Raw genomic sequence first — 20,388 nt, 5'->3', positions numbered from 1 at the left:
TTCCTCCCCGATTCCTTAATTTCTTGACATCGGATGCGTCAGTTCGACATGCCCCATCAAGGTATCAACGGGAGTTCCATCAACCAATACATCGATCGCTTGGACCTCGTTGAATTGGAACAGCGTATTTTTTAACGCATCGAGAGCCAACGCCTCTCCACCCGCACCAAGGCGCGCTTCATCGGGCAATGCCAAGTCGACAGTTACGGTTCCGTTCTTGAAATCGGCGGAATGAAGCTCGACCTTGCCCCACAGCGAGAATTGATTGGCATCACTCGGGGTTTGCAGCGTTTTGAGGGCCGCCAAATATTTGTCTTCCTCCGCCGGATAAGTGATCTCACGACTCACTTTAATTAACTCCAGCATCTGATCGTCGGTAAAATACGTATCGATCTGTTCCGTTTTCTGCTGCGGTTGATTCGACCCTCCGGCTCCTTGCGCCGAATCCGTATCTTGCGGCGAAGCCGAGTTCGGAGCTTGTACGTTCTCCTGGTTGGTCTCAGCGTTCCCCGCACCCGCGTTTGGAGCAGCCTGCGGTTTTTGCCCACAGCCGCTGCTCAAGGCGAGCAGAAGAACCAAAACTCCCATGAAGTAGCTTTTTCTGTTCACGGTTACTTCCTCCTTCGCCCGGCAATCACTGAAGGCCGAGATATTCTTTAATGCCGTCCGCGACGCCTTGGGCGACCTTGTTGCGATATTCGTCCGTGGCCAGCAACGCATCATCGTTCTTGTTACTTAAGTACCCGCATTCCAGCAGCACGGCCGGCATGGTGGTTTCCCGGGTCACGTGCAAGCTTTGCGTACGGACCTTGCGATCGGCCAAACCGGAGGCTTGAACCAGATGCTTATGCATAACCTTAGCCAGATCTAGGCTTGCTGCCCGAGTATAATAGGTCTCTACGCCGCTGGCAGTGGCGGAACCAGAATTCGCGTGAACGGAAATAAAAATGTCCGCGCCAACGTTTTCTGCGATTTTCACCCGGTCCGGCAACGTAGGATAAGTATCACTTTCGCGCGTCAGCACCAAATTGATATTAGGATCGTTCTGCAGCAGCTTCTGAACTTTCAGAACTACCGCAAGGTTAAAGTCCTTCTCCTTTTTCTTCGTCACACTGATCGCACCCGGATCGCTTCCTCCATGGCCGGCATCCAGCACAACCGTCTTCTTCCCATCGCCGCCGGAGTTTCCGCCTTGGCTAGGATCCATATTCAAATTCACGAAGATCAATCCGTCGTTTTCGTTAACCAACTGATAATTCACCTTATGGTTCAAATCCAATACGATCCGAACGGTCGATGGATTGCTGCTGAACAACGCATATCTGACTTTAGAAACATCGGGATAATCCATTACTTCAATGGCTCCACTTTTGTTAACGTCAAGAGGCGCTCCATTAGCCAACGTGTCTGCAAATTGCGCTTGCGGAAGATCGATCACCAGCCGTTCCGGACCGCTCATTGTAAAAATGCTCGGCGTCACGTTCTTATCCACCGCAATCATCAGGCTGTTGTTGCTGAACCCGATCCCCGTAACTTTCGCTAACTCGGCGCCATTCACCGGAGGCACAACCGTTCCCGGTTGCTGTCCGTCAGCGCCAGTTCCGGTTCCCGTGTCGGTTCCGTTGCCTGTGCCACTTCCAGACCCGGCATTGCCGGCATTCCCGCTTCCGCTCCCGGAGCTTGACGACGTTAAGTATGCAGATTTAGCCGTGTTGTCCCAAGACACTTCCAGCCCCATCTGCTCCCCGACAAAACGCATCGGTACGAGCGTCGTGTCCTCGGCAAGCTTAGGTGCGATAGGCAGATTAACCTTACTTCCATTGACGGAAGCGGTCGTTTTATTGACGTTGAGAATAAGCGTTGTACCCGATTGCTTTATGGTTACCGTGCTCGTCTTTTTCTCATAGTTGACGTCAAAACCCAGCTCCTCCGCGACGACACGAATTGGAATCATCACATTTCCATTCACATTTTGAACTTGTCCATTTTCGGGCAAAGCGAGCGCTTTCCCATCCAAATAAATACTTGTACTGCCCGGCGCAGCTTGTCCTGTTTGCGCCATCACCATCAGCAGCATCCAGGCGAACACGAGCGCCGCCAAACCTTTTTTCTTCATCCGTCACCCCTACCATCCTAGAATTTTTGCCTCATGATGACCGATGAGGATTCCTATTTACGCTTCGACATCACCAGACGACATATTAGACGCCAAAAGCCATGGAAAGTTGCGAAAATATGGCATTTTTCTGCTTAACATTTGCCAGAGCTTCCTACGAATATCCTGTATTTCCTGAAAGCGGAAGATAGCTTCGATCACGCGCAAAAGAACCCGACAGTTCATTGACATTCGATCGATCGGGCTAAGTTAGCAAATAAGGTTATCTCAGTCCGTTACAAATTGAGTTAACGGAATTAATCGCAAATAACGGCCCTGAGGTCCGTTAGCAAGGCCGCTGGGTGTGCCTTAACGCAAAAGAAGAGCGCTTAAAGGCCAGAGGGTGAAATGATTCTGAAGAAACGTAAGAACATTTCACAAGGCGGCCTTCCCGCGCTCTTCTATTCAGTTACCCGGCTTCACAGTTATCTACCGGCTCATCGGATGCTCCAGATCGACGTGACCCATCAACGATTCGACCTGCGCCCCATCCAAAGTCAACTCGATTTGCTTGACTTCGTCAAATTGGAACATCGTATTCTTAAGCGCTTCGAGGGCCAGAGATTCTCCGCCTGCGCCGAGGCGAGCTTCGTCCGGCAGGCTGATGTCAAGATTTAATTGTCCGTTCGTCTCATCAAACGTCACTGTGTTCAGGACCACCTTCTCCCAGAGGGAAAGTAGGCCGTCGTCCGCCTTCTGCAGCGCCTCAAAAGCGCTTTCGTATTTGCTCCGATCCACCGTAAATGCAATCTCGCGAGAGGTTGGCTTCAAATCCATCAGGTCATCATCGGTAAAATAGACCTGAATGGTCAATTTCTCCACCCCTGCCTCTGGCGTTTCGGCGTTTGCAGCGTTTGTCTCGTTCGCACCGTTTCCACCTTCTTGAACCTCCTGAAGATCGGTTCCCTGAGCACCGCTGCTCAGCACAGCATTCAATTCATTCCCGTTAGCCGGCGGCGAAGCCACCGGCTTGTTCCCGCATCCTGCGGCAACCCCCAACATGGCGACCATCGCCAGCAATATCGCTATTTTTTTCATGCCGCTTGCCCCCTTGTCGATTCGGCCTCTTTTGTCGGTCATAGGCCCAGATATTCTTTAATACCCGCGGCGACGCCTTCTGCAACGCGTTGTTGGAATTCCTCGGTATACATCAGGCCTGCGTCGTTCTTGTTGCTAAGATACCCCACCTCAAGCAGAACCGCCGGCATTTTTGTTTCTCGGGTGACATGCAGACTGCTCTTTCTGACACCCCGGTCGGATAGGCCCGTCGCATTGACCAAATGTCGATGCATGACGTTGGCGAGAGGAATGCTCTCGTCCCGGGTGTAATACGTTTCCGAGCCGCTTGGGTTACTTGGAGGATCAATGCTGTTTCCATGAATGGAGACGAACACCGAGGCCCCGAGGTCGTTCGCGACCTTCACTCGGTCCTGCAGCGACATCGTAACGTCTGTCGTGCGGGTCATCACCACATCCAGATTCGCTTCCTGCCGAAGCAGCGCCTCGACTTTTAACGCCACGCCAAGCGTGAATTCCTTCTCCTGTTTCTTTGTGACGCTAATTGCTCCGGGCTGACTCCCGCCATGACCCGCGTCGATGACAACAATCGGTTTGCCATTTCCGCCTAATCCGATGCCTGGAACGGCACTACCAGGTGTCAAATCAACGGTCACAAGGCCATCGTCCAGATTAGTTACCTTGAACTCCACACTTCGATTCAAGTCGATCACGATCCGTATCGTTGATGGAGCCGTGCTGAACAGAGAATAACGGATTTGGGATACATCCGGATAATCGCTAATAGCAATTTGACCTTTTCGACTAACGTCGAGCGGATGGACTTCCCCAAAAGTAGGAGCAAATTCGGCGTTTGGAATGTCAACAACGATCCGATCAGGACCGCTCATTTTAAATACGTTAGGGGTTACACTGCCGGATACGGCAAACATCAAGCGATTTTCGCTAAAGCTGATGCCCTGGATTAACGCGTTTGAACTTACAGCCTGGTTACCGGTTGAGGAAACCGGTACGTATGTATCATCATCCCCCGCTGCCGGCTGTCCTGCCGGAACGGAGATTGGAGTTTCCTGATCAGGAGCCAGACTTCCGGTGCCAGGTACAACACCACCCGAAGAACCACCCGCCGGACTGGTTAAATAAGCGGACTTGGTTACATTATCCCAACTGACCTGCATGCCCATCTGCTCTCCGACAAATCGCAGCGGCACGAGCGTAGAGTCCCCCTGCAGATAGGGGGCACTATTCAGCTTAACCGTCTGGCCATCAACTGAGGCCGTATTTTGGCCTAATGTCAGCTTGAGTTCCGTCCCCTCCTGCGAGATGGTAATCGTCCCGCTCTTCTTCTCCCAGGCGACTTGGTAACCCAATCCCTCAGCAACTACTCGCAGCGGCACCATGACATTCCCACCCACGATGCCGGCTTGAGCGCCGACAGGCTGCTGCAATTCTTGGCCGTCCAATACAATATGCGTCCCGGAGGTTCCCGATGAGGCCGCGTAGGCGTCTTTCGCCAAACCTGGGAAAACCAGCAAGCCAACCAACAAAAACATCATCAAGCCGAGTTTCTTCATTCGTTAATCCCTACCCCACCCTCGTATTTTGCCGAATCTAGAACTTCATTGGCGGATGCGTCCTACTTAGCGGTCCAGCGACCTTTGTAAACGCCAACATTCCCAGAACGTTGCTAATTACTTCCATAATATCAGAAAAAGCGCGGGCCTGATAGACTCATATTTTCATAGATTGACAAAAAAAAGCCCCAACTGCTCATCGCAGCCGGGACTTCTCGCCAAACTCAGACGGTTTAAGCCAAATTCGCAAACTTCTTCTTCTCGTATGCCGCAATCAAATCCTCGTGCTGGAGCGTCAAACCGATGTCGTCCAAGCCTTGCAGCAAAAATTGGCGACGATGCTCATCCAGATCAAAACTCAAATTCAAGCCGTATTCATCGGTGATCGTTTTTTGCTCCAGATCGACCGTCAGCTTGTAGCCCTCATGAGCCGCCGTGCGCTGGAACAAATCCTCAACCTGTTCTTCCGACAGCTTGATTGGCAGAATGCCGTTCTTGAAGCAGTTGTTGTAGAAAATATCCGCAAAGGACGGAGCGATCACGCAGCGGAACCCATAGTCCAGGATCGCCCACGGGGCATGCTCCCGCGAGGAGCCGCATCCAAAGTTTACGCGCGAGATAAGCACGGATGCGCCTTCGAAACGCGGTTTGTTCAGTTCGAACTCGGAATTGACGTTCCCTTCCGTGTCGAAACGCCATTCATAGAAGAGAAATTGGCCAAATCCAGACCGTTCAATCCGTTTCAAAAATTGCTTGGGTATAATTGCATCGGTATCCACGTTTACGCGGTCCACCGGACCTACGACACCGGTATGTTTCACAAATGCTTCCATCGTCGATTCTCCCCTTTTCCCTTGATTAGCTCAGGACTTCGCTTTTGATTTCCCAGTCGCGTACGTCAACGAAATGACCTTTGATCGCCGCCGCAGCCGCCATGGCTGGAGAAACCAGATGCGTTCTGCCGCCGCGCCCTTGCCGGCCTTCAAAGTTCCGGTTGGAGGTAGAGGCACACCGTTGTCCCGGCTGCAGGACGTCGGGATTCATCGCGAGGCACATACTGCAGCCTGCGTCACGCCATTCGAAGCCCGCTTCTACGAACACCTTGTCGAGACCTTCTTGTTCGGCTTGCAGTTTCACACGCCCCGAACCCGGAACGACAATCGCCGTTACTTTATCCGAGACCTTGTATCCTTTGGCGATTTCCGCTGCCGCACGTAAGTCTTCGATCCGCCCGTTCGTACAGGAACCGATAAAGACATAGTCAATGGCAATATCCGTCATCGGCGTTCCTGGCGTCAAGCCCATATATTCTACCGCTTTCTCAGCGGCTTTCCGCTCATTGTCTGTTGCGAAGTCGGTCGGGTTCGGAACCGTACCGTTAATCCCTGTCCCCATCCCCGGGCTCGTTCCCCAGGTGACTTGCGGGATCAGCGAATCGACGTCAAATTCTACGACACGGTCATATACAGCCCCATCATCAGAAGCAAGGTTCTTCCATTCGGCTACCGCTTGTTCAAACGCCGCGCCTTGAGCCACATGCTCGCGGCCGCGCAAATAGTTAAACGTTGTATCGTCCGGTGCGATCAAGCCCGCTCTTGCCCCCGCTTCAATCGACATGTTACAAACGGTCATCCGCTCTTCCATCGACAGTTCACGGATCGCTTCACCCGTATACTCGATGACATAACCCGTAGCGAAGTCCGTACCGTACTTTGCAATCACGCCGAGGATCATATCCTTCGCGGTCACACCCGGTTTGCGTTTGCCGACAAAACGCACTTCCAGCGTTTTCGCTTTGGCTTGTTGGAGACATTGCGTGGCCAATACGTGCTCCACTTCACTCGTACCGATCCCGAACGCAAGCGCGCCGAATGCGCCGTGTGTAGACGTATGGCTGTCACCGCAAACAATGGTTTTGCCCGGATGCGTAAGCCCCAGCTCCGGACCCATAACGTGCACAACGCCTTGATCTATCGTGTCAAGGTCATACAAAGTGACACCGAAATCACGGCAGTTCTGCGACAGTGTGTCGATCTGCTGTTTGGAAATCGGATCGGAAATGTTAAAGCGATCTTTAGTCGGAACGTTATGGTCCATCGTAGCAAAGGTCAATTCCGGGCGACGTACCTTGCGGCCGCCGAGGCGAAGTCCTTCAAATGCCTGCGGAGAAGTCACCTCGTGCACGAGGTGCAAGTCGATATAAAGAATGCTAGGTTTGCCTTCCTCTTGATGAATTACGTGATTATCCCAAATTTTCTCATACATTGTCTTTTTGCTGCTCATGTTCATTCACCCCACACAAGGATTCGTACCAATGATCAAGACGTAAGTGCGTTGACCGCCCTGCCGCCTTGAATGTTGAATTCAATATAACATGATCGTGTTAATTGTTCCAAGATATAATATCTATAAATGTAATAGGTTTAGCTTATAAGCTGAACCATCACGATCAACACTGGAAGCGTCAGAAAGGAAGCGAGCGTCGTCCACACGATGCATTTGGACACGAGACCCGGTGCGGCGTCAAACCGCTCGGCCAGCACGACGGCATTTACCGCGACCGGCATGGAGGCTTGAATGAGCAGGACGGAGAACAGCATACCTGTGATCCCAAGTAGCTTTAAAGCCGTCAAGGCCAACAATGGTGCTAGAAGCAAGCGAACCGCCGTACCTGTCCAAAAGACGGCTGGTCTCACCCGCTTCGCCTCCGGGCGCCCCACCTTCACCATCTGTGCGCCTAATATCGTTAGCACCACGGGCGAATAAGCGTCAGCTACCATCGAGATCCCCTGCTCCAAGCCGGCGGAAAGATGAAATCCGAATAGCTTCAGAAAGACGGCCAGCGCCGCCGCATAAACCGCCGGAAGGGCAAACACGGATTTTACCGCACTTTTGACGGAGAAGTGGGAACGTGCCGCAAAATAGACCCCCATTGTATTTACAATAATCATTTGTGTAATGACATACACTGAAGCCTTATCCAAGCCCAGTTGACCGAAAGCCAGAAGCACGAGCGGCAGCCCATAGTTCGCGCTGTTCGTCAAAGTCGAGATCAATGTCAAACCGGCTGACTCCGCGGGATCCATACGAGTAATCCGCCCTGCGACTTTAGCTACTCCCCACATCAGCAGCAGGTTAACGAGCGAGAAGCCGATGGTGCTATACAGTTCATCCATTGAAATCTGGGCGTTCCGCAGCGTATCGAAAATGATAGCCGGACTAAGTACGTACAAATATAACGTTAACAGATGTTTCGTGTCCCAGGCACGGAACCGGGCTAGCAACGCCCCTGCGGCAACCGGAACCGACAGCGGAACAATGACGCCAAGCAGTGTCGAACCAACCGTTTGGAGCATAGCGGCACCCCCCTATGTTGAATTGCCCCCTATTTTAACGTCCGACCGCAGCCATCGTCCAAGACCAGAAACCAATATCCTTGATAGTTAACGCCTATACCTCAACCCCCAAATCGATTCCGCAATAAAAAAGAGCAACCCGGCCGAGTAACTTCTCGGTCTTCGGATTGCTCTTTAGCGTTCAGAACTAAAATGAATCGATCCCCATTACATGATCCAGCGGTACGGGCCCGATACTGCGACTGTCGTTGCTGTTGTTCCGGTTATCTCCCATCACGAACACGTGGTTCTCCGGCACTTCCCATACCTGTGCTGCACTGGCAGCCATTTGCTCTTTGATGTAAGACTCCTGCAGTTGTTGTCCGTTACGGAACACATGTCCGTCTTTCACTTCGATCGTATCTCCGGGTAAACCGATGACGCGTTTCACATAGAATACATCATCCTCTTCCCCACCGGACAGCCAGGTGATGATCGGATGTTCCTTCACATCATCCCAGAACGTGCGGCTCCGGTCCACACGACTGTCGATAATAACAATGTCGCCGTAAGCGGGCAGCTTCTCCAACACATGCGTGAATTTCCAGGCGTAAATTCGTTGGTTGTCGTTTAAAGTAGGTTCCATCGAGTGCCCATCCACTTTATAGGGCTGAATGACAAAAATGCCGATGATCATGCTAAGCACAAACCCAAGGGCGATCGAGAAGCCCCATCCGCCGAGTTCCTTCCACCATCTCTTCTGTTTCAAGCGATTAACCTCCACCCACTTGATGTTTGTCTCTATTATAAAGGCTATCGATATGCCATGACAAACATCTATATGATATAGTGAGCTTATAGGTTCTACTTATAAGATACGAAGGGGTAAATCACATGGAACTTCGCCAACTTCAATACACCTTACAAATCGCCGAGGAAAAAAACTTCTCCCGCGCCGCCGACAAACTCCACATCGCCCAACCGTCGCTAAGCCAGCAGCTGTCCAAACTGGAACAGGAGCTTGGGGTGAAGCTGTTTCAACGGAATACCAGCACCGTTGAGTTGACTTATGCGGGGGCCAGCTTTATCACGCATGCGCAGAAAATCATGGACGCCGTCGCCGAGCTCCGGCAAGAAATGGACGACATCTCCCAGCTGAGAGCCGGCCGCGTCGTTGTTGGGAGTATGCCGATTACCGGCTCCCACCTATTGCCCTACGTGCTTCCAGCGTTCAAGGAACAGTATCCAGACATCCAAGTTACCCTGCGGGAAGACACGTCACTGAACCTAGAGAAGCTCACGGCCGGCGGCGGTACCGATCTTAGCCTGCTTTCTCTGCCTCTGCAGGAGCCGACGCTTTCCTATGTGCCAATCGGCGAAGAAATCATCGACTTGGCGGTTCCGCCGGACCACCCGCTAACGAAAATTCCGGAGGTGCTGGAGCGAGGCGTCGAGCTGACGCAGCTTCAGGATGAACCTTTTATCGTGCTCAAAAAAGGCCAAGGCTTCCGCAAACTGACCGTTGATTTGTGCCGAGGCGCCGGTTTTGAACCCAACGTCGTATTTGAGAGCAACAACATCGAAACCGTGCAATCGCTAGTTGCAGCCGGCATGGGAATCACGCTCGTACCGCGATTTATCGCCCGCGCCAAACGCAGCGAGTTGATCCCGGCTTATTTGCCTCTCGCCGCCCCCGCCCCAAGCCGGACACTGGTCATCGCTTATCGCAAAGGCCGTTATTTGTCCAAGGCGGCTGAGGCATTCATCGAAACGTTTAAAGCGACGATGGAGCATCGCCAAACGCTTTATCATTCATAAAGCTGCGGCCGGCGGTCGGCGAAGACAGGAATTCGGCGGCGGACTTGATCAACCAGCGACAGGTCGATGCTTCCGGTAACAATTTCCTCTCCTTCGCCGCCTTCGGCTACGATATCGCCCCACGGGTCAATGATTAGAGAATGACCGCAAAAGGTGTCGCCGCCGCTAGTCCCCGCCCGATTACAGGCGATCACATACATCTGATTCTCGATGGCTCGTGCTGCAAGCAGCGTACGCCAATGGTTCAACCTTGGATGCGGCCATTCCGCCGCTACGAACAGCAGCTTCGCGCCCCGCAAGGCCAGGCTGCGGACCAACTCCGGGAAGCGGATGTCGTAACAGATTGCCGCCCCAGCCTGCTGGCCGTCCAGCACGAACGTCACACTTCGTTCACCGGGCTGCAGATACTTCTCCTCCTCCATCAGTCGAAATAGATGGACTTTAGAGTAAGCCGCGACTTCCTCACCGCTGCGATTAAATACCGGCATCGTGTTATAAACATGACCTTCGCGGATTTCAGCGATTGAGCCGCCCACCACATGAATGCCGTGACGGATTGCAAAAGACGCCAGCCATTTCCGGCTGTCTCGCCCCTCCGGATCGGCCAATGTACTCATTTCCGTCAAGGCATATCCCGTATTCCACAACTCCGGGAGCAGGATGATGTCCGGCTTCTCTGCAGCCCTAGCTGCCCGTTCCATAGCCCGTTCCAGGTTCTCCCGATTGACCTCGGGTTCTCCTAAGACAATATCGCTTTGGATCAAAGCGATCCGCCAGCGGCCTTGATGATGTGGCGCTTGATTGGACACCTGATTCATCGCTTGGCCTCTCCTTTCGTACACCGATCGCGTTCTTGAGTCTCATCATAATAGTGGTCTTGCGGTTACGCAAGACGAACCGGCATAATGGGCGTATGCAGCGATCTGCATGTTCGAGGCGTGTTTCCTTTGCATTAGCGAGAATCGCGTGTTATGCTATCGTAAATGAGATCCACGACGGACATGATCGAAACGCGTAGACGGGACCAGTACGAAAGATCGCGGCGCTAAAGAGAGTAAATTCCACCGGCTGAAAGAATTTACACGCTAGCCTTTCCGAATCCTATCCCTGAGCGGCCGGCCGCCAAAGCCGGACAGCGCCCCTGTTACCGGGCATTAAAGTTGGATGAGAAAACCCTCATCAATAAAGGTGGTACCGCGGAAGTCAAAACTTTCGTCCTTTGCGTGCAAAGGCGGAAGTTTTTTTTATTTTTATCAAAAGTTCGAGGAGTGATCCCCATGCTGCGACGCATCGTCGTCAAGATCGGCAGCAGTTCGCTGACATCGTCGGAAGGAGGATTAAACCGGGAGGCGATCGCCTATTTCGCGACCGAATTAGCCGGGCTGATTCAGGCTGGGTACCAGCCGCTGCTCGTGACCTCCGGTGCGGTTGCCGCCGGGTTCCGTGAAATCGGATACCCTGAACGGCCGAAGCTCCTGCATGAGAAGCAGGCCTCAGCCGCCGTCGGTCAGGCCCTGCTCATGCAAGCCTACCGGGAAGAACTGGCCCGGCATGGAGTTTCCGCCGCCCAGGTGCTGCTGACTCGGTCTGATTTCCAGAACCGCAAACGGACGGGCAACGCCAGCATGGCGATCGAAGAGCTGCTCAAACATAATGTGCTGCCGATCATTAACGAAAACGACACCGTATCGGTGGATGAGTTGAAGTTCGGGGACAATGACACGTTGTCCGCCCTCGTTGCTAACCTCATTCGAGCCGACCACCTGTTGATCCTGACCGATATGGACGGTCTTTACACCAAGGATCCGCGACTCGATCCCGCGGCGACCCGGGTCAGCCGGGTATCGGAGATCACCGGCGAGATCTATGCGATCGCCGGTGGTGCCGGTTCTGCCGTAGGCACGGGCGGCATGCGCTCGAAAATCGACGCGGCCAAAATTGCCTCGATTGGCGGCGTTCCCGTCTTTGTGGGTAAGGTTGCCGATCCCGGCGATCTGCTGACCGCCTTGCGCGGAGACGGTCGCGGCACCTATTTTGAGGCTCATGGCGCGGCGTTGTCACGGAAGAAACAGTGGCTGGGCTTCTTCTCCACCCCAATCGGGACGTTGACGGTAGACGTCGGTGCCGAAGAAGCGTTGATCCACGGCGGACGCAGCCTGCTTCCGGTCGGAGTCAAAGCTGCGAGCGGGCATTTCCATACCGGTGACGTCGTTGAGGTTGTTAGCGCTGACGGCGAGGTACTGGGACGCGGCATCGTTAATTATGACGTGGAGCAGCTTCACGGCATTCTCGGGCTTCCCAGCACGGAAGTTGTTAAAAAAATGGATAGCGTCCATCGCCTGGAGGTCATCCATCGGGACGAATGGATTTCGCTAAAAGCTTAAATATTCTCATCCCCAGCGGATATCAAGGAGGTAAACCCATGAGTGAAGTGAGACAAAAAGCCGAACAAGCCGGTCAAGCCGTAGCCGTACTGAACCGATTGACGACGGCACAAAAAAACGAAGCCCTATTGGCGTCAGCCGAGGCCCTGGTGCGCAGCACGGACGCCATACTCGCCGCGAATGAGGAAGATCTGCAACGGGGACGCGACAACGGAACGTCTTCCTCCATGCTGGATCGCTTGGCTTTAACCTCAGAACGGATTGAAGGCATCGCCGAGGGGCTGCGGCAAATCGCTGAACTGCCGGACCCGGTTGGGGATGTACTGGAGACCCTCGACCGTCCGAACGGACTGCATATCGTTAAACGCCGCGTCCCGCTTGGGGTGATCGGGATCGTCTATGAAGCCCGGCCAAATGTCACGGTGGACGCGATGGGATTATGCCTGAAAACAGGGAATGCCGTTGTACTCCGCGGAGGTTCCTCCGCATTGTCCTCCAACCGCAAGATCGTGGAGGTCATCCATGGTGCGCTTGAGGGGACCCAGGTCCCGGTCAACGCCGTACAGCTGATCGAAGATCCGAAACGAGCTTCCGTCGACGAAATGCTGAAGCTGAACGGATTGCTCGATGTCGTGATTCCGCGCGGTGGCAACTCGCTGATTCAAACTGTCGTGCAAAACGCCACGGTTCCGGTCATCGAAACGGGCGCCGGCATCTGCCATACGTATTTGGACGCCACGGCCGATCCCGTCATGGCGGCGGACATCGCCTTGAACGCAAAGGTACAACGCCCTTCGGTCTGTAACTCGATGGAGACGCTTCTGGTGCATGAGGATTTTGCCGAGAACCATCTGACAGAACTGGCAAACCGATTCAAGGAGGCCGGTGTTGAGTTGCGGGCCAGCGAAGCTGCCCGAGGGCTGATCTCTTGGGCTGTGCCAGCCACGGATGAGGATTTCGCCACGGAATACAACGACTATATTCTTAACGTCAAAATCGTTCGAAACCTCGACGAGGCAATGGCGCATATCGCCCGCTACGGCACGAAACACTCCGAATGCATCGTCACCCAAGACGCCGCCAACGCCGAGCGATTTCAACAGGAAGTGGATGCGGCCGCGGTGTATCATAACGCCTCCACTCGTTTTACCGACGGATATGAGTTTGGATTCGGTGCGGAGATCGGCATCAGCACCCAGAAGCTGCATGCCCGGGGTCCAATGGGGCTGGCTGCTCTCACGTCAAGCAAATACATCGTTCAAGGGAACGGGCAAATCCGGCAATAAGAGCCGGTGCCCCTTCTCTTTTTTTACTAAAACAACAGGAGGTCATTTTCGATGCAAACCAACCCTACTTTGGCCGCCTCCACCCTCTGTTTTTATGGAGCGGGATCGATGGCTGAAGCCATCGTACGCGGCTTGCTCCATAAGCAAGTTGCCGGCGCAGGCCAAATTGTCATGCTAAACCGCTCGAATCGGGAACGGCTCGATTATTTAACGCGGACGTATCAGGTCCAAACGGCGATCAAAGAAGACGCCAAACAGGTATATCTGCGGGATGCATCCATTATCGTCCTGGCGATGAAACCCAAAGACGCCGGCGAAGCCTTGGCAGGTCTCGGGCCGCTCCTTCGCGAAGGCCAACTGATCGTCTCCTTGATCGCCGGCTTGTCCATCGCCACGATCCAGGCCCTGCTCGGCACGAAGGCGGCCGTAGCGCGCACGATGCCCAACACCTCCTCTTCCATCGGATATGGTGCGACCGGGATCTCCTTCTCGCCGGAAGCGACCGAGACGCAACGCGCGCAGGTACTGTCGATGTTCGAGGCAGTTGGAATGGTAAGTGTGATTCCCGAGGAACAAATGGAAATTTTGACAGGCGTATCCGGGAGCGGACCCGCATATGTATATTACCTGATGGAAGCGATGATTGAAGCCGGAATCGAAGGCGGCTTAACCGCTGAACAAGCTCGCGAACTGACGGTGCAAACGGTGCTGGGCGCCGCCTTGATGATGGCGGAAACCGGCGAGGCACCAACGAAGTTGCGCGCGGACATTACTTCGCCAAACGGTTCGACGCAAGCAGCGATCGGCGTATTGGAAGCCGGTAGCTTCCAGCCGAACGTACGAGCTGCGGTCCACCGGGCTGCCGAACGTTCAAAGGAAATGGGCGAAGCCGTGAAGCAAGCGTTGTTGTAGGAGCGAAGCAGCAAGGTAGTCGAAGGTCCGGCTCGCGATGGTTTGAAGTCTGTTCGAAAGGGGGACGTCAACTAGATGTACGGCGACATCCCATGGGAAGAGAAACTTTCGGCGCTGAGTGCGGTAAACCGCATACGGGATGAATTCGCGGCCCGCGGCTGGTTTCCGGCTACCAGCGGAAGCTTGTCGGTACGGGTTGGCGGCTGGGCGGCGGACCGGTTTGCGTTTGCGATCACAGCGGCTGACGAGACGGGATGGCCGGAGTTGTCAGAGGAGCCTTCCCATCGGGCAGGTGTCTTGTTCGTGGATGCCGCCGGCGAGCCTTGCGAGCCGACGCGACTGAAGCCAAGTCCCGACACACCGATTCACGCGAGAATTTACCGGATGACCGGCTGCGGCGCGATCATTCACGTACATACGGTGTACAATAATGTGGTAAGTGAATTTTTCCTCTCAGATGGCGGAATCCCGCTCAAGGGCTACGAACTGCTTAAAAACTTGGGAATTTGGGAGACACACCCCGAGATTCGGGTGCCCATTCTGCAGAACGCCGCTGAATTCTCAGCGATCCTTAAGCAAATTCCAGGCGAGCTGGATACGCGAGTACCCGCGTTTTTGCTGCATAATCACGGAATATATGTCTGGGGCTCCAGCGTCAAGGAAGCTAAACGTCATTTGGAAGCATTGGAGTTTATGTTTGAAGTGCTGTATCGTTCGCTGCTATTGCCTTCTAAAGGGCGATATGGCGAATGAAAACAACTCGCGGCGTGCGATAAGCAGGGCTAGGCCGATCGACGATCCGCTTCCTCTCACCTATCGCTAGCCGCGAGTTTTTATTTAGACGCATGAAAAATAGGTTATCTCTCGATAAATTCCACGTACGCCTTGGCATCCATCAAATGGGCCAGCGCGACATTCGGATCCTCCTTCAGCCTGATGTGCACCATCCAACCTCCATCGTAAGGCTCTTCGTTTACCAACTCCGGCGCGGTGTCCAGCTCCCCGTTTACCGCCAGCACGGTACCGCTCACCGGCGTAAACAAATCGGCGACCGTCTTCACGGATTCGATCGTTCCGATCCCGTCCTGCGCCTCGATTTCCTGCCCTTGATCGGGCAGCTCGACAAACACGATATCGCCCAAACGATGTTGAGCTACGTCGGAGATGCCGATTTTCACCGTGCCATCCCCCAATTCAAGCACCCATTCATGCTCATCACTGTACCAAACGTTCTCCCTGATCTCACTGGCCAAGACTAGCTCCTCCTCTTTCAGGATGATCAACCTTCCCCATCTGATCTTGCCGACTCCGAGTTCGATGTTTCTTCGTTCAGATTATTCCAAACTCGGTATTGATGTCAAGATTAATAACACAAGTGATAGAGTCTATCAAAATGTAAGCGTAGCCTTTTCCAATTAACGAAATATATTAAAATTATTATGATAACTTTATTGACATAACGGCTGTTATTGAGTATTAATGAGATGTGTAAGCTGCGGTTGATGGCAGAGGGAGAGATTGCATTAAGACGTATTGCAACGCCGAAGGAGCAAGCCGCCATGCGGTGAATCTCTCAGGCAAAAGGACTTCTGCCGGACGCAACTCTGGAGAGCATTCGCTCACGCGAATCACCCAAGGGGAAACCTGTGTAGGCCGCAAAGCTTCAATGGCTTCAACAGGGTAACTCTCAGGTACAAGGGACAGAGCCTGGAAGATCCGTTAGGGTTGCTAACGGGATTTTCTTTGGTCTGTCCTTTTTTGTTATCCTAAAATTGGCCGATCTGGCCCTTTCGAGGTGATGGTAATGTCCGAATCCGCAATGCGACGTACGCCGCTCTACTCCAGGTATGCGAATCATGAAGGGGTTCGCTGCATCGATTTTGGCGGCTGGGAGCTGCCGGTACAGTTCAGCGGTATTCAGAAAGAACATGAGGCCGTACGCGAGCGCGCCGGATTGTTCGATGTATCGCATATGGGCGAATTTTTCGTAGAGGGGGTTGAGGCGGAACGCTTTTTACAGCACATGACGACCAACGACGTGACCCAACTCGAACCGGGAAAAGCTCAGTACACCTTGCTTTGCTATCCCGATGGCGGCGTAGTTGACGATCTGTTGATCTATATGCTGAATCCGGGCAAGTACATGCTGGTGGTCAACGCCTCCAATATCGAAAAAGATTGGAATTGGCTGCAGCGACATCTTCCCACCGAAGGCGTAACGATGTGCAACGAATCCGACGAGACGGCTTTGCTCGCCGTACAAGGGCCCCTCTCCTCCTCTCTTCTATCCTCGCTTTGCGAAGGGACGGATCCCTTAGCCTTGCGCCCGTTCACCTTTATCCTGGACGCGCGGGTCGCCGGCATTCCCGTGCTGCTATCGCGAACCGGATATACCGGGGAAGACGGCTTCGAGTTATATGTGGCTGCTGATCAGGCGGAAGCGCTTTGGGATCTGCTGATGGAAGCCGGAGAAGCTTACGGCCTGCTCCCCGCCGGGCTTGGTGCCAGAGATACGTTACGTTTCGAAGCCTGCCTGCCGCTCTACGGGCAGGAACTAGGACCGGATATCTCCCCGCTCGAAGCCGGCCTGAATCGGTTCATAAAGCTGGAGCAAGACGATTTCATCGGCCGCGATGCGCTGGTCAAACAGCGGGACGCCGGCATCCCTCGCCGCTTGGTCGGACTCGAGATGATCGATCGCGGCATCCCGCGTACGCATTACCCGGTGTTTGCCGAAAGCTCGGAAGAACCGATCGGGGAAGTAACTACCGGTACTCAATCGCCGACTTTGAAAAAGAACCTCGGATTGGCGATCCTCGCAAGCCGTTATTCCGTACCGGACACGATCCTCGAGATCGAGATCCGTGGCAAGCGACTAAAGGCCAAGGTCGTTCCGTTGCCATTCTATCGCCGAAACCTATCCGCCAAGCGGTGAAAGGAGAGTTGAAATCAGATGCTAAAACACCGATACCTACCGTTAACCGAACAAGACCAAACGGAAATGCTGGCAACCATCGGCGCAAGCTCCGTACAGGAGCTGTTCAACGATATCCCGGAGGGCATCCGCTTTCAAGGCGAGCTCCCCGTATCCCCGCGTTTGGACGAATACGCACTGACCCGGCACTTATCCGAACTGGCCGGACGTAACGCCGACACCGATCGTTATACCAGCTTCCTCGGCGCCGGCCTTTACGATCATCATATTCCGTCTGTGATTCAGCATGTGGTTTCCCGCTCGGAATTTTATACAGCCTATACCCCATATCAGCCAGAAATCAGCCAAGGCGAGCTGCAGGCGATTTTCGAGTTCCAATCCTACATCTGCGAGCTGACCGGTCTGAAGGTGGCCAACGCCAGCATGTATGACGGCGCCACTGCCTTGGCTGAAGCCGGCAACCTGGCCGCAGCCGCTACCAAGCGCAAACAGCTGATCGTCTCCCGGGCCGTCCATCCGGAGGCCCGGGAGGCGCTTGCTACCTACGCCCATGGCTTAAACCTCGAGATCGTCGAGGTCGGCTGGGCGCAAGGCGTTACCGATCGCGAAGCGCTCGCCGCGGCCATCACCAAGGACACCGCTGCCGTGCTGATCCAGAACCCGAATTTCTTCGGTTCCTTGGAGGATCTTCGCGCTATCGGGGAATTGGCTCATGCGCACGGGAGCTTGCTGGTCGTCAGCAGCAATCCGCTCGCGCTTGGCCTGCTGGAAGCGCCGGGGAAACTCGGCGCCGACATCGTCGTTGGTGACGCCCAACCACTGGGGTTGGCTCCCTCCTTCGGCGGCCCGACCTGCGGCTTCTTCGCCGTATCGGAAGCGCATATGCGCCGAATGCCCGGCCGGATTGTTGGGCAGACGACGGATCGGGGCGGCAAGCGCGGGTTCGTCCTGACACTGCAGGCCCGCGAGCAGCATATCCGCCGCGAGAAAGCGACCTCGAACATTTGCTCCAATCAGGCGCTGCTCGCGCTGGCCGCCTCCGTTTACTTATCTGTAATGGGTAAGCAAGGAATGGCCGAAGTCGCGGAGTTGAATTTGCAGAAGAGTCACTATGCCCAAAAAGTGTTAACCGCCATCCCGGGGGTAGGCACCGCTTTTGAGTCGCCGTTCTTCAACGAGTTCGTACTTCGGCTACCAGAGGGAGCCGATCCGATTCAACTGCAGAAGGATGTACTCACCGCCGGCTTTATTGGCGGCTATGATCTTGGCCGCAGCTACCCCGAACTTAACGGCCATTTGCTCGTCGCCGTGACGGAGAAACGCAGCAAAGCGGAGATCGACCAATTCGCCCGCGTACTGGAGGAATCGATATGCTCGAAGTAAAAGAGACAACGCAATCCGATGACTTATTGATTTTTGAGCGTAGCCGCCCGGGGCGAATCGGCTATTCTTTGCCCGAATGCGATGTTCCGGCCGTCCCGAAGGAAGAGCTGGTGCCGCAAGGGATGCTGCGTAGCGAGGGTCTGGCATTTCCCGAAGTGTACGAGGTGGACGTGATTCGCCATTATACCGCGTTATCTCGCCGGAACTTCGGGGTGGATAACGGATTTTATCCGCTTGGCTCCTGCACGATGAAATACAATCCGAAGGTAAACGAAGATGTGGCCCGTTATCCCGGCTTGTCAAAAATTCACCCTTACCAACCCGAAGAAAGTGTGCAAGGTGCGCTGGAGCTGATGTACCGTCTGCAACAGGATTTGGCCGGACTTACCGGAATGGACGAGGTGACGCTGCAGCCCGCGGCCGGGGCCCATGGCGAATGGACCGGCCTGATGATGATCCGCGCCTACCACGAAAGCCGCGGCGAGAAACGCACCAAAGTGATTGTGCCGGACTCCTCACACGGCACGAACCCGGCCAGCGCTGCGGTCGCCGGGTTCGAGACGGTGACCATTCCGTCCAACTCCCGTGGCATGGTGGACCTGGACGCGCTGCGCGCAGCTGTCGGCGAAGACACGGCCGCGCTAATGCTCACCAATCCGAACACGCTGGGCTTATTTGAGGAACAAATCGTAGAGATTGCCAACATCGTGCATGAAGCCGGCGGCCTTTTGTATTATGACGGCGCGAACTCTAACGCAATCATGGGCATTACCCGCCCCGGCGACATGGGATTTGATGTCGTGCACCTAAACCTGCACAAAACGATGAGCACCCCGCATGGCGGCGGCGGCCCCGGCGCCGGTCCGGTTGGCGTTAAGCAGCGTTTGATCCCGTTTTTGCCCGAGCCGAAGATCGTCCAGGTCGAATCCGGCCGATACGCGATCCGCGGCGCACGTACCGAAGGAGCTGCGGGCGGTCCAACCGATGGCGGAACCGTCGGATCGGCCAGCTCGATCGGCCGGGTGAAAGCTTTTTACGGCAACTTCGGGATCCTGGTCCGCGCTTATGCCTACATCCGCAGTCTCGGTCCGGAAGGGCTCCGTCAGGTTTCGGAAAACGCCGTGCTGAACGCTAACTATATGATGAGACGCTTGGCGCCTTATTACGACCTCCCATATCCAGATCAACCCTGCAAACACGAATTCGTCATGTCCGGCAGCGGGCTGGCGAAATACGGCATCCGCACGCTGGACGTCGCCAAACGGCTGCTGGACTTCGGTTATCATCCGCCAACCATTTACTTCCCGCTCAACGTGGAGGAATGTATCATGATCGAACCAACGGAAACCGAAAGTAAAGAAACGTTGGACGGTTTTATTGATGTGATGATCGCTATCGCCCAGGAGGCCGAGACGGATCCAGACCTGCTGCGGAACGCTCCACACACGACGCCAGTCACACGACTGGACGAAACCGGAGCAGCCCGGAAGCCAGTGCTGAACTGCGCTTGCGGTTGAATCCAATCAAATCGAGTAGGAGGGGGTGACTAGCCCCCGTCCTCTCACACCACCGTACATGCGGGTCCGCAT

At 54.5% G+C, this 20,388-nt stretch carries 18 protein-coding genes and 2 riboswitches; of the genes, 8 read left to right on the top strand and 10 right to left on the bottom strand.

All coding sequences use genetic code 11. The annotated features are described in order from the left end of the window. Positions 1-15: 15 nt before the first annotated feature. The 8 genes from M0651_RS23240 to lepB form a co-directional block, all read right to left on the bottom strand. Complete coding sequence (locus M0651_RS23240; RefSeq protein ID WP_248554047.1) at positions 16-609, bottom strand: GerMN domain-containing protein; 594 nt, start codon at positions 607-609, stop codon at positions 16-18. A gap of 25 nt (positions 610-634) precedes the next feature. Continuing rightward, positions 635-2,116, bottom strand: coding sequence for an N-acetylmuramoyl-L-alanine amidase family protein (locus M0651_RS23235; RefSeq protein ID WP_248554046.1), 1,482 nt, complete (start codon positions 2,114-2,116; stop codon positions 635-637). A gap of 468 nt (positions 2,117-2,584) precedes the next feature. Then, positions 2,585-3,193, bottom strand: coding sequence for a GerMN domain-containing protein (locus M0651_RS23230; RefSeq protein WP_248554045.1), 609 nt, complete (start codon positions 3,191-3,193; stop codon positions 2,585-2,587). A gap of 38 nt (positions 3,194-3,231) precedes the next feature. Continuing rightward, positions 3,232-4,746: an N-acetylmuramoyl-L-alanine amidase family protein gene (locus M0651_RS23225; RefSeq protein WP_248554044.1), complete on the bottom strand. Its 1,515-nt coding sequence runs from the start codon at positions 4,744-4,746 to the stop codon at positions 3,232-3,234. 233 nt (positions 4,747-4,979) lie between these two features. Then, complete coding sequence (leuD, locus tag M0651_RS23220) at positions 4,980-5,579, bottom strand: 3-isopropylmalate dehydratase small subunit (protein WP_248554043.1); 600 nt, start codon at positions 5,577-5,579, stop codon at positions 4,980-4,982. 25 nt (positions 5,580-5,604) lie between these two features. Beyond that, positions 5,605-7,029 carry a 3-isopropylmalate dehydratase large subunit gene (leuC, locus tag M0651_RS23215; protein ID WP_248554042.1) on the bottom strand — a complete coding sequence of 475 codons (1,425 nt, stop codon included), beginning with the start codon at positions 7,027-7,029 and terminating at the stop codon, positions 5,605-5,607. 140 nt (positions 7,030-7,169) lie between these two features. Next, the gene (locus tag M0651_RS23210; protein ID WP_248554041.1) at positions 7,170-8,102 is read right to left on the bottom strand and encodes an AEC family transporter; all 933 of its coding nucleotides are present in this window, start codon (positions 8,100-8,102) and stop codon (positions 7,170-7,172) included. A gap of 187 nt (positions 8,103-8,289) precedes the next feature. After that, complete coding sequence (lepB, locus tag M0651_RS23205) at positions 8,290-8,850, bottom strand: signal peptidase I (protein WP_248554040.1); 561 nt, start codon at positions 8,848-8,850, stop codon at positions 8,290-8,292. Positions 8,851-8,975: 125 nt separating this feature from the next. Between lepB and M0651_RS23200 the strand changes: the two genes are divergently transcribed. Then, on the top strand, positions 8,976-9,899 hold the full coding sequence (locus M0651_RS23200; RefSeq protein WP_248554039.1) for a LysR family transcriptional regulator: 924 nt from the start codon (positions 8,976-8,978) through the stop codon (positions 9,897-9,899). Here M0651_RS23200 and M0651_RS23195 read toward each other — a convergent pair. Further along, positions 9,890-10,717 (bottom strand): carbon-nitrogen family hydrolase, encoded by an 828-nt coding sequence (locus M0651_RS23195; RefSeq protein WP_248554038.1) that lies wholly within the window; start codon positions 10,715-10,717, stop codon positions 9,890-9,892. The two genes, M0651_RS23200 and M0651_RS23195, sit on opposite strands and share 10 nt — an antisense overlap. 459 nt (positions 10,718-11,176) lie before the next feature. Between M0651_RS23195 and proB the strand changes: the two genes are divergently transcribed. From proB to mtnB, 4 genes are all read left to right on the top strand, one after another. Continuing rightward, positions 11,177-12,283: a glutamate 5-kinase gene (proB, locus tag M0651_RS23190; RefSeq protein ID WP_248554037.1), complete on the top strand. Its 1,107-nt coding sequence runs from the start codon at positions 11,177-11,179 to the stop codon at positions 12,281-12,283. A gap of 38 nt (positions 12,284-12,321) precedes the next feature. Next, positions 12,322-13,569 (top strand): glutamate-5-semialdehyde dehydrogenase, encoded by a 1,248-nt coding sequence (locus M0651_RS23185; RefSeq protein WP_248554036.1) that lies wholly within the window; start codon positions 12,322-12,324, stop codon positions 13,567-13,569. A 51-nt stretch (positions 13,570-13,620) separates the two neighbouring features. Continuing rightward, entirely contained in the window at positions 13,621-14,481 is an 861-nt protein-coding gene (gene proC / locus M0651_RS23180) for a pyrroline-5-carboxylate reductase (RefSeq protein WP_248554035.1), read from the top strand. 75 nt (positions 14,482-14,556) lie between these two features. Next, the gene (gene mtnB / locus M0651_RS23175; protein ID WP_248554034.1) at positions 14,557-15,234 is read left to right on the top strand and encodes a methylthioribulose 1-phosphate dehydratase; all 678 of its coding nucleotides are present in this window, start codon (positions 14,557-14,559) and stop codon (positions 15,232-15,234) included. Positions 15,235-15,338: 104 nt separating this feature from the next. On the opposite strand, the gene gcvH is transcribed toward mtnB, so the two are convergent. Beyond that, complete coding sequence (gene gcvH, locus M0651_RS23170) at positions 15,339-15,734, bottom strand: glycine cleavage system protein GcvH (protein WP_248554033.1); 396 nt, start codon at positions 15,732-15,734, stop codon at positions 15,339-15,341. Positions 15,735-15,980: 246 nt separating this feature from the next. Beyond that, a riboswitch (glycine riboswitch) is annotated at positions 15,981-16,080 on the top strand. A gap of 3 nt (positions 16,081-16,083) precedes the next feature. Then, a riboswitch (glycine riboswitch) is annotated at positions 16,084-16,187 on the top strand. A gap of 98 nt (positions 16,188-16,285) precedes the next feature. Here gcvH and gcvT point away from each other — a divergent pair. Genes gcvT through gcvPB form a run of 3 tightly spaced genes read left to right on the top strand, consistent with a single transcriptional unit; the run spans position 16,286 to position 20,316 of the window. Next, positions 16,286-17,416: a glycine cleavage system aminomethyltransferase GcvT gene (gene gcvT / locus M0651_RS23165; protein WP_248554032.1), complete on the top strand. Its 1,131-nt coding sequence runs from the start codon at positions 16,286-16,288 to the stop codon at positions 17,414-17,416. A gap of 18 nt (positions 17,417-17,434) precedes the next feature. Next, positions 17,435-18,799 (top strand): aminomethyl-transferring glycine dehydrogenase subunit GcvPA, encoded by a 1,365-nt coding sequence (gene gcvPA / locus M0651_RS23160; protein ID WP_248554031.1) that lies wholly within the window; start codon positions 17,435-17,437, stop codon positions 18,797-18,799. Further along, the gene (gene gcvPB / locus M0651_RS23155) at positions 18,787-20,316 is read left to right on the top strand and encodes an aminomethyl-transferring glycine dehydrogenase subunit GcvPB (RefSeq protein ID WP_248554030.1); all 1,530 of its coding nucleotides are present in this window, start codon (positions 18,787-18,789) and stop codon (positions 20,314-20,316) included. The genes gcvPA and gcvPB overlap by 13 nt, the downstream gene beginning before the upstream one ends. Positions 20,317-20,388 lie beyond the last annotated feature (72 nt).

The sequence above is a fragment of the Paenibacillus mellifer genome (assembly GCF_023195895.1).
GTDB classification, from domain to species: domain Bacteria; phylum Bacillota; class Bacilli; order Paenibacillales; family Paenibacillaceae; genus Fontibacillus; species Fontibacillus mellifer.
Note: the sequence above shows the minus strand (reverse complement) of the source record. Positions and strands in the feature narration are given on the sequence as shown.

Excerpts from the sequence above, each read along its gene's own strand:
- M0651_RS23235 (WP_248554046.1), bottom strand. The coding sequence starts at position 2,116 with ATGAAGAAAAAAGGTTTGGCGGCGCTCGTGTTCGCCTGGATGCTGCTG.
- M0651_RS23230 (WP_248554045.1), bottom strand. The coding sequence starts at position 3,193 with ATGAAAAAAATAGCGATATTGCTGGCGATGGTCGCCATGTTGGGGGTT.
- M0651_RS23225 (WP_248554044.1), bottom strand. The coding sequence starts at position 4,746 with ATGAAGAAACTCGGCTTGATGATGTTTTTGTTGGTTGGCTTGCTGGTT.
- leuD (WP_248554043.1), bottom strand. The coding sequence starts at position 5,579 with ATGGAAGCATTTGTGAAACATACCGGTGTCGTAGGTCCGGTGGACCGC.
- leuC (WP_248554042.1), bottom strand. The coding sequence starts at position 7,029 with ATGAGCAGCAAAAAGACAATGTATGAGAAAATTTGGGATAATCACGTA.
- M0651_RS23210 (WP_248554041.1), bottom strand. The coding sequence starts at position 8,102 with ATGCTCCAAACGGTTGGTTCGACACTGCTTGGCGTCATTGTTCCGCTG.
- M0651_RS23200 (WP_248554039.1), top strand. The coding sequence starts at position 8,976 with ATGGAACTTCGCCAACTTCAATACACCTTACAAATCGCCGAGGAAAAA.
- M0651_RS23195 (WP_248554038.1), bottom strand. The coding sequence starts at position 10,717 with ATGAATCAGGTGTCCAATCAAGCGCCACATCATCAAGGCCGCTGGCGG.
- proB (WP_248554037.1), top strand. The coding sequence starts at position 11,177 with ATGCTGCGACGCATCGTCGTCAAGATCGGCAGCAGTTCGCTGACATCG.
- M0651_RS23185 (WP_248554036.1), top strand. The coding sequence starts at position 12,322 with ATGAGTGAAGTGAGACAAAAAGCCGAACAAGCCGGTCAAGCCGTAGCC.
- proC (WP_248554035.1), top strand. The coding sequence starts at position 13,621 with ATGCAAACCAACCCTACTTTGGCCGCCTCCACCCTCTGTTTTTATGGA.
- mtnB (WP_248554034.1), top strand. The coding sequence starts at position 14,557 with ATGTACGGCGACATCCCATGGGAAGAGAAACTTTCGGCGCTGAGTGCG.
- gcvT (WP_248554032.1), top strand. The coding sequence starts at position 16,286 with ATGTCCGAATCCGCAATGCGACGTACGCCGCTCTACTCCAGGTATGCG.
- gcvPA (WP_248554031.1), top strand. The coding sequence starts at position 17,435 with ATGCTAAAACACCGATACCTACCGTTAACCGAACAAGACCAAACGGAA.
- gcvPB (WP_248554030.1), top strand. The coding sequence starts at position 18,787 with ATGCTCGAAGTAAAAGAGACAACGCAATCCGATGACTTATTGATTTTT.